The sequence below is a fragment of the Leisingera sp. ANG-M7 genome (genome assembly GCF_000813965.1).
GTDB lineage: Bacteria > Pseudomonadota > Alphaproteobacteria > Rhodobacterales > Rhodobacteraceae > Leisingera.
On record NZ_JWLI01000013.1, the window covers coordinates 198,203 to 211,227 of the forward strand.

Genomic DNA, 13,025 nt, shown 5'->3' on the forward strand with positions numbered 1-13,025 from the left:
GGCTCAGACCTCCTGCAGCAGCAGTTTTTGCTCGTCGATCAGGTGCAGCTTGATGAACTCGACTGCCGATTCCACATCGCGCGAGGCGATAGCGTTGAACAGCGTGTTGTAGCGTTTCTGGTAGTCCTGAATCCGCTGCGGTGTCAGGTGGCGGCGGCGCAGAGCGGTGCGGTAGGACAGGCGGCAGGCTTCGATCGTCAGCTCATAACAGGAGTGCAGCAGCGGGTTGCCAGTGCCCTCGGCGATTTTGCGATAGAGGTCCTCCTCCGCATCGATGAAGTCGCCGGGATCGGTGCGCACAGCCTCGACGCGTGACAGGATCTGGTCCAGCTCCTCGATCTGGCGCGGGGTCATGTTGATCACTGCCAGCCGCACCAGCTCCGGTTCCAGAATGCCGCGTACCACAAGATGGTCGAGCGGTGAAACCTCGTTGGCCAGCGAGCTGTAGGAGGCGGTTTCCGGCTTGGGGTCGGAACGGTATTTCACAAAGCTGCCGGAGCCGGCCCGGCGGTGGATCACGTTCTGGGCGGCCAGCACATCCAGCGCCTCCCGCACGGTGTTGCGGGCCACCCCCAGTTCGGACGCCAGCGTGCGTTCCGAGGGCAGCCGGGTGTCCACCGGGTAGGTGCCGGATTTGATCCGGGCAAACAGCGTGTCGATCACCACCTGCACCGTGGCGCCGACGGAATGGGTGGTCAGAATTTGCGAAGTGGTTTCTTCCGCTGAGCTCATGGTCTGTCTTGTTTCGGGCCGTATGAGCGGGAAACCCTGCTCCTGAATGCTGTAACAGAGCTGCATGTGCCGTCTCAGGCGGATTTTGCAGCGTTTCTTACAGCGGCGATTAGCCTTCAGGTTAGCGGCTCCAGCGCGGATCAGCAAGGACGGGTGCGTAAATTGGTTCTGTTCTGTGGTGTTTCCGCGTGTTTGGGAAATTTACCGTAGCCCCCTGTTTTTGTTCCGTTTTGAACTCTTGCGTCAACGTGTTTTGCTGACGGGTTCTGGAATTGGTCCCCCCTTTTGGTCCGCAGAATGGCGGGACGTGCCCGGCGGGGTGCCTGGCGGCGGCTGGACCTTTCCCTCTGGGCTGGCGGGCGGGCCTAGTACAACGCTTTGCGCAACGTCACCGCAAGAAATTTCTTTCCTCTGACGGTAAAGGGTTGGGAAAAACATGTAATGACAGTAAAATTATATTCGCAACATTCCTTGCGTCCGGGAAAGTTTTTACATATCGGCTGCTGCGCGCTTGTCAGAGGCCGTCCATAAGGAAGATAACACAGTGGCTAAACTCAAAGATGATAGTGACGCAGTGGCACAAAACCTTTCCCAAGACCCGCACCGGGTCCGCGACGGTGCAGAAAAAGTTCTGGAAGTGGCGATCGGCCGCGAGGTGCGGTCTTTCCGGCGGCAGCAGGGGATCACAGTGGCGGATCTGGCCAATCTGACCGGGCTGTCGATCGGCATGCTGTCGAAGATCGAAAACGGCAATACCTCGCCGTCGCTGACCACTTTGCAGCTGCTGGCCAATGCGCTGAGCGTGCCGATCACCTCCTTTTTCCGGCGCTTCGAGGAAAGCCGCGAGGCGGTGCACACCAAGTCCGGTGAAGGTGCGGAGACAGAGCGCGCGGGCACGCGGGCGGGCCACCAGTACCAGTTGCTGGGGCATCTGGGCGCGAATGCCTCCGGCGTGATGGTCGAGCCTTACATGATTACCCTGACTGAGGAGTCGGATGTGTTCCCGACCTTCCAGCATGACGGGGTGGAAATGCTCTATATGCTGGAAGGCGAGGTGGACTACCGCCATGGCGACAAGGTGTACCCTCTGAAGCCGGGCGATACGCTGTTTTTTGATGCGGATGCACCGCATGGGCCGGAAAGCCTGGTCAAACTGCCGGCGCGCTATCTGTCGATCATATCCTATCCTCAATCGAGCTGACGCATTGAGGCGGTGCTCCCGCCGGTTCCGCGGCATCAGAAGATACCGCTTTTCCGTTGAGCGTGGCGTCGCGCAATGCGCGGCGCTGTTGCATTCTGAGGCAGCGTTTCCGGAAAGTGCCCGCAGTGCGCAAGGCGCGCTGCCCGGCCCAAGGCCGTGCGGGCGGCATGCGCAGCCTGCGGCCTGATGCGGGGGCGGGAGAGCCTGCTTTCTTAGGGCAAAAAGAAACTGCCGGAGCCAGAGGCAGCGGCAGTCAGTGAAGCGGGCCTGGTTGACAGGGGTAGGGACGGCCCGCGCGTCCGCTCGGGATCAGTCGTCGTCGGGCCAGATGCCGTCCGAGGTCGGGCTGCCGTCGTCAAACTGGGACAGGTACTCCACCATCAGCGGCCTGTTGTCGATGAAGCCCTTGTAGGTTGCCAGCTCCTCCGGCAAGTCGCGGATCACCCGGTGCAGGCGGCGCGCCCATTTCGGAACCGTCACCAGATCCTCGAACCGGATCAGGTAGCAGCGGATCGGGAACACCAGCGCGTTGGAGCGGGGCAGGCGGAAGAAGGTCTGCAGTTCGACCCGCAGGTGCTGCTTCTCACCGATGTTCTCCATCGTCAGCCCCTGTTTCATAGTGCCCCATTTGTGGTAGTTCTCGGGGCTGGTGTCCAACAGCGGGTTGACCGTCATCGTCCAGTTCAGGCGGCGGGCGGGCTGGCCCTGCTGGATGTTCAGGAGGAACTTAAGCGCACGCACGAAGATGCCCATCTCATGTGCCTTGGGCACCGGAGCGTGCCATTCGAAGAAGTTCATGCCGATATCGAAGTCCAGCGACCAGTCGGCCTGGGTAGTGACCATGCCGGCATCCATCCACAGATTGTCGTCGCGCTGGTCGAGCACCGCGAAGTCGCCCTGGGTCTGCCGGGTGATGTATTCCATCGGCCCGTAGGGCAGGGTGCTTTCATCGAGGAAGGTAAAAGTGTCGTCGATGCCCAGCGGTTTGTTCACCCAGCGCCAGCGGTTGCCGTCCTTGTGCAGTTCGAACAGGTCCGGGTACTCGCGCGCCTTGGCTTCCATGATCAGCTCGACCAGGTCCCAGCCTGCCAGTGTCATATGCGGCAGCGACTGGCAGCGCAGCGGGTCATTGGCCAGCACCCGGGCGCGGTCCTTCATTTCCGAGACATAGTGCTCATCCACGTCGAAGGTGCGTTCGAACACCGAACCGGGGCGGTAGGAGGTGTGCGGCTCCATGTTCACCGAATACATGTAGCTGTCTTCGTGGAACGGGAAGGGGAACCGCTTAATTGCCCACTCCGAGTTCTTGAAGGTGAAGTCGCCGTGGAAGGTTTCGTCGTTGAATTGGATAGTCATCTTTCTCTCCCTCAGCGGTCCAGAACCAGTGTCTTGCCTTCAAAGCGCGACACGCAGGGCATGATGTGTTTGCCGCCGGCCTTTTGCTCGTCGGTCAGCCAGTGGTCGTAGTGCAGGAACTTGCCGTCATAGCCGATGACATTGGTTTCGCACTGGCCGCAGGCGCCGCCGCGGCAGAGGTAGGGGGCGTCGATGCCGGCCGCTTCCAGGGCTTCCAGCAGCGATTGATGCTCGCCGACCTGAACGATCTTGTTGGAGACCGCGCATTTCACTTCGAAAGGCTTGCCGGAGGCGGGGGCCAGGAATTCCTCGGAATGCACCGCCTCGCGGGGCCAGCCCATTTCCTCTGCCGTGCCATGCACCCAGTTGATCATGCCCTTGGGGCCGCAGACATAGACGTGCGTGCCTAGCGGCTGATTGGCGAGCAGGGTCTTGAGGTCGATCGCCTCTTTCTGGTCGTCATGGTAGATGTGCACCTTGCCCGGGTAGCGCTCTGCCAGCTCCTTGGCGTAGGTGCCGAGAGAGGCTGTGCGGACCGAATAGTGCAGCTCGAAATTGCCGCCCATCATCGAAAGCTGGTGCATTTGCGCCATGAAGGGGGTGATGCCGATGCCGCCGGCCAGCATCAGGTGTTTCTTCGCGCGAAGATCCAGCGAAAACAGGTTCACCGGGTTGGAGATCACCATCTCCATGCCCTCTTTGACCTTGCTGTGCATGAACTTGGAGCCGCCGCGGCCCTGGTCGTCGCGACGCACTGAGATGGTGTAGGCGCCGCGATCGGCTGGATTGGACATCAGCGAGTAGGCGTTGAGCCGTGTGATATCGCCGTCCTGCATTTCCACAACCGTGTGCGCTCCGCCCGAAAAGGTGGGCAGGTCGCCGCCGCCGGTGCGGACGAATTTGAAACGGGTGACAAGGTCATTGATTGGTTTGACCTCGGCAACGGTGACATTCAGTTTTGCGGTGCCAGCACTCATTTGAACAGCTCCACTTTCTCGGGGATGTTGCCCGGATCCTCGGCGTCCACCCGCACGCCCTGAAAGGCGGCGAGGCGGCGCGAATAGTGATCGCGCACGAACAGGCTAAGGCCGCAGTGGCTGCATTCGAAGGGGTCGGTGGTGACATCTTCGGTAATGCCCTTGCAGTGCACGCATTGCATGCGCCGCGCGGTGGAGCCGCGGTGTTCGGTCTGGATCGCAGTGTGCGGGATGCCGGCGGCTGTGGCTTCGGCCATGGCCTGGCCCATCAGGCTTTCGGTGCCGCTCAGATACACCTGGGTGCCCATGTGGCAATCCTGCAGAGCGCGGCGGATGCGGCTTTGCGCGGCCTCATAAGAGGGGCCTGCGTAGTATTGGCCCGCACCCAACTCCTCCAGCTGGCTGCTGTACTTGGTGCCGGTTTTCTTGGGGATGTAGATGATATGGGCCTTAGCCCAGAAATCCTTGTCCGCAGACTTGGCCAGTTCCAGGAGCGCCTCGGCGCCTTCGGCGTCGGCGATCATCAGGTGGCCGCTGCCGGAGCGGGCCTCAAGCTCGCCGTAAACCGGGCGGCTGGTGATTGAAGGGGGGAATTCGGTCTTAGACATGTGGGTCGCTTTTCCTGCAGTCCGGGTGAACGAAAGCGGGCGCCCCCGAACGGGAGCGCCCGGGATCCGGATCAGCCCTTTGCGGTGCGGATCGATTTGTCCTTGTCGTAGAAGGGCATCTCTTCGGCGGTGGCGGCGATCTCGGTGCCGTCGCCGTTGCGGACGGTCAGCTTGGTGCCCGGCTTGGCGCAGGCGGCCGGCATCCGGGCTATGCCCACGTTGTGGTTGTTTACCTCGGAGTACATGCCGTAGGTGACCACGCCGACCTTCTCGCCGTTCTGCAAGAGGTCCGCGCCTTCGTCTGCGGGGATCTTGCCATCCAGCATGACGCCGTAGATCTTGAAGCGTTCCTTGCCTTCGGCGGCATAGTGGTTCTCGGCGCCGATGAAGCCTGTCTTGCCGGGGGAAACGGTGAACTCGAGGCCCAGTTCCCACAGCGTGTCGCCGCAGGGCTCATCGTCGAACGGGTAGGTCTCGGAGTTGTCGCCCGGATAGAACAGCAGGTAGCTTTCGGTGCGCAGCAGGTCGAGGGTGGAGAATTGCACGGGAACGATGCCCATTCCTTTGCCCTTGTCCAGGATGCTGTCCCAGAGATGCACCGCGTCCTTAGCCTGGCAGAAGATCTCATAGCCGCGCTCGCCGGTGTAGCCGGTGCGCGAGATCATCACCGGGCAGCCGAACAGCTTGGTCTGGATAATGCCGAAGTAGGCCAGATCGCGGATGCCCGGCACATATTCGGCCAGAAAGTCCACGGCGACAGGGCCCTGCAGCGACATGTCGTGCAGGTTGTCATCGAACACAACCGAGCAGTTCTTGCCGGCGGCAACGGAGCTGAGCTGCTCCATGCCGGTGCCGGTGCCGTGCACAACCATCCAGCTGTTCACTGATAGGCGGTAGATGATGCAGTCGTCCACGAACTTGCCCTGTTCATTCAGGATTGAGGCGTAGGTGGAGCGGCCCGGCATGATCTTTTCGACGTTGCGGGTGGTGACCCGGTCAATGACCTGGGCGGCGTGCTCGCCCACGACGTGGACTTTCTTGAGGCCGGACACGTCCATGAGGCCTGCCTTGGTGCGGACCGCCTCATAGTCGGCCTTGGCGCGCTCGGGGGTGTGGTCATAGAACCAGGCGGTTCCCATGCCGTTCCAATCTTCCAGCTCGCCGCCGATTTCCTTGTGGCGCTGTGCCAGTGCTGAAGTCCGCCAGATGATGGCCATTGTGTGCGTCTCCCTATTGGTGCGGACCAAAATTCTTGATCTGGTTCCTTTGGTCTGGTCCAGTTAGCCAAAGGAGGGGGCGCCATGTCAATGAATATTCCTATCAGGAAAAAGATTTTTCTTAAAAGGCAGGTTTCGAACGTGTTTGCGGCATGAACTGGCCTGAAACGGTCTAGCCTGCGAGCTGCTTGGGGTTGCGGCAGCAGCCAGATGACGCGTTTGAGGGGAAGAATCGGCTTGGATCGCGGCGGAAGCTTGAGTGATTCTGCCGCATTTCAGCAGGTCAGCCCCGTGTTCAACCGGGCCGTGTTTGAGGGGAGCGGCCTCGAAATGAGTCGCAAACAGCATGCTAAGCTGTTGGATGTTTGAGGCTTTGGGGCAAGTGGCGGCATCGGCGAAGGTCGCAAATGCTGCCGTTAATTTCCCCAAAGGTAACAATTTTTCACATGATTATTGACAGCTCGCCCTTCTGGAACACAGTATTTAGGAAAATAATTTTCCCAAGAGGCAAAAATGTCCGGGATACTGCCAACAGGAGGGCAAAACATTGGATGGAAATCTGAACGCGTTAACGACGGTGTTCACCGAGTTCTATTACTGGGTGACCGTCGTCTTCATGTTCCTCATTCACGTGGGGTTCTGCATGTATGAGGTCGGCGCCAGCCGTCACCGCAACCACATGCACACATTGATGAAGAACATCATGATCATTCCGCTGGTCACGGTGACCTTCTTTTTCTTCGGCTGGTGGATCTACTGGTCCTTCCCGAACTTCCCGTTCTTTGGCGGGCTGAATCATGACGCAGGGGCTGCGAACCTGCCGTGGTCGGAAAACATGGGCACCAACCTGTCGGACCGGATCACCGGTGTGTTCTGGGCGGCGTTCCTGCTGTTCTCCTGGACCGCAGCCTCGATCGTGTCCGGTGCGGTCATTGAGCGGATCCGCTCTTCCGCGCTGTGGGTGCATGCCGTCATGATCGGTTCGGTGTTCTGGATCATCGACGCGGCCTGGGGCTGGCACGCCGAGGGCTGGATGGTGAAGTACCTGGGCTACCATGATGCCTATGCCTCCGGCGTGATCCACGCGATTGCCGGCGGTTACGCGTTGGGCGTCATCATGGTTCTGGGCCCCCGCCTGGGCAAGTTTGCCGCCGACGGCACCCCGCGCGATATCCCGCCGCATAACCCTTGGATGCTGACCATCGGGATCTTCCTGATCTATTCGGGCTTCTGGGGCTTCTATGCAGCCTGCAACATCCCGGCGATCTCGCCCGAGGGCATCGGTGGTCTGCTGACTGGCGAGACCTGGACGGCCACCAATATCTACCTGGCACCGACCTCGCTGTCTGCGATCACCTTCAACTTCCTGATGTCGCTGTCCGGCGGTCTGATGGCAGCCTATGTGGTGTCCAAGGGCGATGCGTTCTGGACCTTCTCCGGCGGCTTGGCGGGCATCATCACCGCCTCTGCGGGCAACGACCTGTACCACCCGATCCAAGCGATGCTGGTCGGCGCGGTTGGTGTCGTGATCGTCTACAAGCTGCACTACTGGGTCGAGCGCACCTTCAAGATCGACGATGCGGTCGGTGCGGTTGCTGTGCACGGTTATTCCGGCATCGTGGGCCTGATCATCGCAGGCTTCCTGCTGTGGGGTGCGCCGAGCTCGCCTTATGAAGGCTATGCCACCGTCAACCCGGTTGGCCAGACCATCGGCGCGGTGATCATGTTCTTCGTGCTCGGCTTCCTGCCTGCCTTTGTGATTTCCAAGATGCAGGCCGCCGCTGGCGTGCTGCGGATCCCGCTGGAGGTCGAACTGCAAGGTCTCGATTACGCCGAACACCATGCCTACGAAGACGCCAAGGCCGAAATCATCGCTGCTGACAAGGCTGCGCTGAACGGTGGCGGTGTCCCAGCTGAATAAGGAGAATTGAAATGTCTACGATCGGATACGACAGCTGGGCTGTGGACCTGGCAGAGGTTGGGGCGGTCTACCCGTTCCAGGGATCAGAAGGCCTGATGGTGGTCCTGGGGGTGGCCTTCTGGATCGGCTGGCACAGGATCCAGTTTGTCCGGGAAGGTGCCCATCTCGATAAGGCCAAGGAGATGGGTGACAAGGAGAAAATAAGCGCTCTGCTTGAAAAATACTAATGTGGAGACCTGCAGGGGCGCGCCAGACCGGCGCGCCTTTGTTTCCTTCAGGGGAAAATAAGTTTCATAACAGTTGAATGAGTAAGCGCAAACTGCTAGCGTTGATTCGAGATGAAAAGCAGGAGGCACACCCATGTGCGGGATTGTCGGTCTTTTTCTGAAAGACAAAACACTAGAGCCAAAACTGGGCGATATGCTCACCGATATGCTCATCACCATGACGGACCGCGGTCCTGACAGTGCGGGCATTGCAATCTACGGATCCGAAGCGGACGGGCGCACCAAGCTGACCGTTCAGTCGGACGCGCCGGACGCGGCCTTTGACGGGCTGGATGGCGCCCTGGCCGAGGCACTGAGCACCGATGTGTCGATCCGGGTGATCGATACCCACGCGGTGCTGGATGTGCCCGCGGGCAAGGGCGAAGAGGCCCGCGCTGCGCTGGCGGAACTGCGCCCCGGCATGCGTGTCATGAGCGCGGGCGACACCATCGAGATCTACAAGGAAGTGGGCCTGCCCGAGAAGGTCGCCGAGCGTTTCAACGTGCGCGGCATGAGCGGCACCCATGGTATCGGCCACACCCGCATGGCCACCGAATCTGCCGTGACCACCGAGGGCGCGCATCCGTTCTCCACCGGATCGGATCAGTGCCTGGTGCACAACGGCTCGCTGTCGAACCACAACTCGCTGCGCCGCAAGCTGCAGCGCGACGGTGTTCGGATCGAGAGCCAGAACGACACCGAAGTCGGCGCGGCCTACCTGACCTGGAAGATGCAGCACGGCGCCACTCTGGGTGAAGCGCTGGAGGGCACGCTGGAGGACCTGGACGGGTTCTTCAACTTCGTGGTGGGCACCAAGGACGGCTTTGGCGTAGTCCGCGACCCGATCGCCTGCAAGCCGGCCGTGATGGCGGAGACCGACCAGTATGTGGCTTTCGGCAGCGAATACCGCGCGCTGGTGAACCTGCCGGGCATCGAAGACGCCCGCGTCTGGGAGCCCGAACCCGCAACCGTTTACTTCTGGAACCACTAAGATGCAGACATATGATCTTGAAGCAAATGGCCTGCGCGGTCTGAACTCCGCCCTGCAGGAACTGAACGGCAGCTCCAACAAGACTGCTTGGGAAATCGTCAACCCTAAGGGCAGCCATGCGATTGCCGTGGGTCTGAACTCGCCTGTCGAGGTGACCGTCAAGGGTTCCACCGGATATTACTGCGCCGGCATGAACCAGCAGGCGACGGTCCGGGTCGAGGGTTCTGTCGGGCCTGGCGTGGCGGAAAACATGATGTCCGGCACCGTGATTGTCGAGGGCGACGCCAGCCAGTACGCCGGGGCCACCGGCCATGGCGGCCTCCTGGTGATCAAGGGCAATGCCTCTTCACGCTGCGGCATCTCGATGAAGGGCATCGACATCGTCGTGCACGGCAACATCGGACATATGTGCGCCTTCATGGGGCAGGCCGGCAACCTAGTGGTGCTCGGTGATGCCGGCGATGCGCTGGGTGACAGCTGCTATGAGGCGCGCTTCTTTGTGCGCGGCTCGGTCAAGAGCCTGGGTGCGGACTGCATCGAGAAGGAAATGCGCCCCGAGCACATCGAGATCCTGAAGGATCTGCTGGCCCGTGCAGGTGCTGATGCCAAGCCGGAGGAGTTCAAGCGCTACGGCTCTGCCCGCCAGCTCTACAACTTCGACGTCGACAACGCGCAAGCGTACTAAGGACAGGGATCAAAAAGACATGGATAGCAATAACATCCCCCGTACAGTCCCGATCCAGTCGGCGACATTTTCCAACCCCATCAACGCGGAAATCCGCCGTGCGGCGGCCACCGGGATCTATGACATCCGCGGCGGCGGCGCCAAGCGGAAGGTGCCGCATTTCGACGACCTGCTGTTCCTTGGCGCCTCGATCTCGCGTTACCCGCTGGAGGGCTACCGGGAGAAATGCGAGACCAAGGTGACGCTGGGCACACGCTTTGCCAAGAAGCCGATTGAGCTGGATATCCCGATCACCATCGCGGGCATGAGCTTTGGCGCGTTGTCGGGGCCTGCCAAGGAGGCCCTGGGACGCGGCGCCTCTGCTGCGGGCACCTCGACCACCACAGGCGACGGCGGCATGACCCCGGAAGAGCGCGGCCATTCCACCAAACTGGTCTACCAGTATCTGCCGTCCCGCTATGGCATGAACCCCGATGACCTGCGCAAGGCGGACGCGATTGAGGTCGTGGTCGGCCAGGGTGCCAAGCCCGGCGGCGGCGGCATGCTGCTGGGCCAGAAAATCTCGGACCGCGTTGCGGAAATGCGCACCCTTCCCAAGGGCATTGACCAGCGCTCCGCCTGCCGCCACCCGGACTGGACCGGCCCCGATGATCTGGAAATCAAGATCCTGGAGCTGCGCGAGATCACCGATTGGCAGGTGCCGATCTACATCAAGGTTGGCGGCACACGGCCCTATTATGACACCGCGTTGGCGGTGAAGGCCGGAGCGGACGTGGTGGTGCTGGACGGCATGCAGGGCGGCACCGCTGCCACCCAGGATGTGTTCATCGAACATGTCGGCCTGCCCACCCTGGCCTGTATCCGCCCTGCCGTGCAGGCACTGCAGGATCTGGGTGTGCACCGCGAGGTGCAGCTGGTGGTCTCCGGCGGCATTCGCACCGGCGCTGATGTGGCCAAGGCGATGGCGTTGGGCGCCGACGCGGTCGCCATCGGCACCGCGGCGCTGGTTGCACTGGGCGACAACGATCCGAAATGGGAAAGCGAATACCAGAAACTGGGCACCACCACCGGCGCCTATGACGACTGGCACGAGGGCAAAGACCCGGCCGGGATCACCACCCAGGACGCGGAGCTGATGAAGCGCTTGGACCCGGTCGAGGCGGGCCGCCGCCTGCGCAACTACCTCAAAGTGATGACGCTGGAAGCCCAGACCATCGCCCGCGCCTGCGGCCACAACCATCTGCACAACCTCGAGCCCGAGGACCTGTGCGCCCTGACCATGGAGGCCGCCGCGATGGCGCGGGTGCCGCTGGCGGGGACTGACTGGTACCCGGGCAAAGCTGGGTTCTGATGATTGGCGGGGCGCGGCCGGCAACGGTTCGCGCCCCATTTTCGAAATACGTTCAACAGGGAAAGGAAGTAGGACCATGACAACAGATCTGGCTGCTTTCGCAAAAGAAAAAGGCGTCAAATACTTCATGATCTCCTTCACCGACTTGTTCGGCGGGCAGCGCGCCAAACTGGTGCCGGCAGAGGCGATCGCAGACATGCAGGAAGACGGGGCCGGCTTTGCCGGGTTCGCCACCTGGCTTGACCTGACGCCCGCGCACCCGGACATGCTGGCGGTGCCGGATCCGGCCTCGGTGATCCAGCTGCCGTGGAAGCCGGAGGTCGCCTGGGTGGCGGCCAACTGCGTGATGGAAGGCGAAGATGTGGCGCAGGCGCCGCGGAATGTGCTGCGCCGGCTGATCAAGGAAGCCGCGGACGAAGGCCTGCATGTGAAGACCGGCATTGAGGCCGAGTTTTTCCTGCTGACCCCGAACGGCGAGGAAATCTCGGACCCTTACGATACCGCTGAAAAACCCTGCTATGACCAGCAGGCGATGATGCGCCGCTATGATGTGATCCGCGAAATCTGCGATTACATGCTGGAGCTAGGCTGGGGCGCCTACCAAAACGATCATGAGGACGCCAACGGCCAGTGGGAAATGAACTGGGACTTCGACGACGCCCTGGCGACCGCCGACAAGCACAGCTTCTTCAAGTTCATGGCAAAATCGGTGGCAGAGAAACACGGCTTCCGTGCCACCTTCATGCCGAAGCCCGTCGAAGGCCTCACCGGCAACGGCTGCCACGCTCATATCTCGGTCTGGGATGCGCCGGGCAAAGATTCCCGGGTCAACGTCTTTGCGGGTGAAAAAGGCACCGGTCAGATTGCCGAACTGGGGCTGTCGGAGCAGGGCGGCTGGTTCCTGGGCGGCATCATGAAGCACGCCTCGGCGCTGGCGGCGATCACCAACCCGACGGTGAACTCCTACAAGCGCATCAATGCGCCGCGCACCATGTCGGGCGCGACCTGGGCGCCGAACACCGTGACCTGGACCGGCAACAACCGCACCCACATGGTGCGCGTTCCCGGGCCCGGCCGGTTCGAGCTGCGCCTGCCGGACGGGGCGGTGAACCCCTACTTGCTGCAGGCGGTGATCATTGCGGCGGGCCTCTCCGGTGTCCGCTCCAAGGCCGATCCCGGCCCGCGCCATGACATCGACATGTACGCCGAAGGCCACACCATCACCGATGCGCCGAAGCTGCCACTCAACATGCTGGATGCGCTGCGCTTCTACGACAAGGATGACGGGCTGAAGGCGATGATGGGTGAGGAGTTCTCCGCAGCCTATCTGAAGATGAAACAGCAGGAGTGGAATTCCTTCGTCAATCACTTCTCCCGCTGGGAAAAGGACAACACGCTGGACATCTAAGCACTGATTCCCCTGTTCGGCCTTCGGGTTGAACCTTGCGCGGCCCGGGTTTTGCCCGGGCCTTTTTTGTTTGCGCAGCACCTGCCGCATATGCGCCGTTTTCACCCGGGGTGAAAAACCGCGTGTTTCCTATTGGCGGCGGAAATGCGGAATAGGCCCGCTTTTACAGTGAAAAATTGGCGTGGGGGTGTTGACGGTTAGGAAAATAAATTGAGTAATAGGAATATATTTTGCCTCGCACTCAACATGTGCCGCGGGGAGTGAACCGGAACGGATGGCAGCAGGGAGATGGCCATGAGCTACAAGAGTGAC

Annotated in this window: 14 protein-coding genes; 7 read left to right on the forward strand and 7 right to left on the reverse strand. The window is 61.2% G+C overall.

The features are described 5' to 3' along the window. Positions 1-3 precede the first annotated feature (3 nt). Positions 4-732 carry a FadR/GntR family transcriptional regulator gene (locus RA26_RS16440; protein ID WP_039185466.1) on the reverse strand — a complete coding sequence of 243 codons (729 nt, stop codon included), beginning with the start codon at positions 730-732 and terminating at the stop codon, positions 4-6. A gap of 544 nt (positions 733-1,276) precedes the next feature. Here RA26_RS16440 and RA26_RS16445 point away from each other — a divergent pair. Further along, positions 1,277-1,933: a helix-turn-helix domain-containing protein gene (locus tag RA26_RS16445; protein WP_052272457.1), complete on the forward strand. Its 657-nt coding sequence runs from the start codon at positions 1,277-1,279 to the stop codon at positions 1,931-1,933. Positions 1,934-2,242: 309 nt separating this feature from the next. Here RA26_RS16445 and RA26_RS16450 read toward each other — a convergent pair whose 3' ends face one another. The 5 genes from RA26_RS16450 to RA26_RS22745 all read right to left on the reverse strand — a co-directional run bounded on the left by RA26_RS16450 (position 2,243) and on the right by RA26_RS22745 (position 6,439). Continuing rightward, the gene (locus RA26_RS16450; protein ID WP_039185412.1) at positions 2,243-3,289 is read right to left on the reverse strand and encodes a heme-dependent oxidative N-demethylase family protein; all 1,047 of its coding nucleotides are present in this window, start codon (positions 3,287-3,289) and stop codon (positions 2,243-2,245) included. Positions 3,290-3,300: 11 nt separating this feature from the next. After that, positions 3,301-4,266: a PDR/VanB family oxidoreductase gene (locus RA26_RS16455; protein ID WP_039185413.1), complete on the reverse strand. Its 966-nt coding sequence runs from the start codon at positions 4,264-4,266 to the stop codon at positions 3,301-3,303. Beyond that, positions 4,263-4,874, reverse strand: coding sequence for a dimethylamine monooxygenase subunit DmmA family protein (locus RA26_RS16460; RefSeq protein WP_039185415.1), 612 nt, complete (start codon positions 4,872-4,874; stop codon positions 4,263-4,265). The genes RA26_RS16455 and RA26_RS16460 overlap by 4 nt, the downstream gene beginning before the upstream one ends. Positions 4,875-4,945: 71 nt before the next feature. Then, positions 4,946-6,091, reverse strand: coding sequence for an aminomethyltransferase family protein (locus RA26_RS16465; protein ID WP_039185417.1), 1,146 nt, complete (start codon positions 6,089-6,091; stop codon positions 4,946-4,948). Between the two features lie 87 nt (positions 6,092-6,178). After that, the gene (locus tag RA26_RS22745) at positions 6,179-6,439 is read right to left on the reverse strand and encodes a hypothetical protein (RefSeq protein WP_152612648.1); all 261 of its coding nucleotides are present in this window, start codon (positions 6,437-6,439) and stop codon (positions 6,179-6,181) included. Positions 6,440-6,638: 199 nt separating this feature from the next. On the opposite strand from RA26_RS22745, the gene RA26_RS16470 reads away from it, so the two are divergent. The 6 genes from RA26_RS16470 (at position 6,639) to glnT (ending at position 12,713) form a co-directional block, all read left to right on the forward strand. Further along, positions 6,639-8,012 carry an ammonium transporter gene (locus RA26_RS16470; protein ID WP_039185418.1) on the forward strand — a complete coding sequence of 458 codons (1,374 nt, stop codon included), beginning with the start codon at positions 6,639-6,641 and terminating at the stop codon, positions 8,010-8,012. An 11-nt stretch (positions 8,013-8,023) separates the two neighbouring features. Next, complete coding sequence (locus RA26_RS16475; RefSeq protein WP_039185421.1) at positions 8,024-8,239, forward strand: hypothetical protein; 216 nt, start codon at positions 8,024-8,026, stop codon at positions 8,237-8,239. Positions 8,240-8,372: 133 nt separating this feature from the next. Then, the gene (locus RA26_RS16480; RefSeq protein ID WP_039185422.1) at positions 8,373-9,269 is read left to right on the forward strand and encodes a class II glutamine amidotransferase; all 897 of its coding nucleotides are present in this window, start codon (positions 8,373-8,375) and stop codon (positions 9,267-9,269) included. Position 9,270: 1 nt separating this feature from the next. Continuing rightward, positions 9,271-9,954, forward strand: coding sequence for a GltB/FmdC/FwdC-like GXGXG domain-containing protein (locus RA26_RS16485; protein ID WP_039185424.1), 684 nt, complete (start codon positions 9,271-9,273; stop codon positions 9,952-9,954). A 19-nt stretch (positions 9,955-9,973) separates the two neighbouring features. Then, complete coding sequence (locus RA26_RS16490; RefSeq protein ID WP_039185425.1) at positions 9,974-11,305, forward strand: FMN-binding glutamate synthase family protein; 1,332 nt, start codon at positions 9,974-9,976, stop codon at positions 11,303-11,305. 76 nt (positions 11,306-11,381) lie between these two features. After that, on the forward strand, positions 11,382-12,713 hold the full coding sequence (gene glnT, locus RA26_RS16495) for a type III glutamate--ammonia ligase (protein WP_039185426.1): 1,332 nt from the start codon (positions 11,382-11,384) through the stop codon (positions 12,711-12,713). A gap of 129 nt (positions 12,714-12,842) precedes the next feature. Here the strand turns inward: glnT and RA26_RS23100 are convergent. Next, positions 12,843-13,025: hypothetical protein (locus tag RA26_RS23100; protein WP_206540439.1), on the reverse strand; the 183-nt coding region annotated here is incomplete at its 5' end.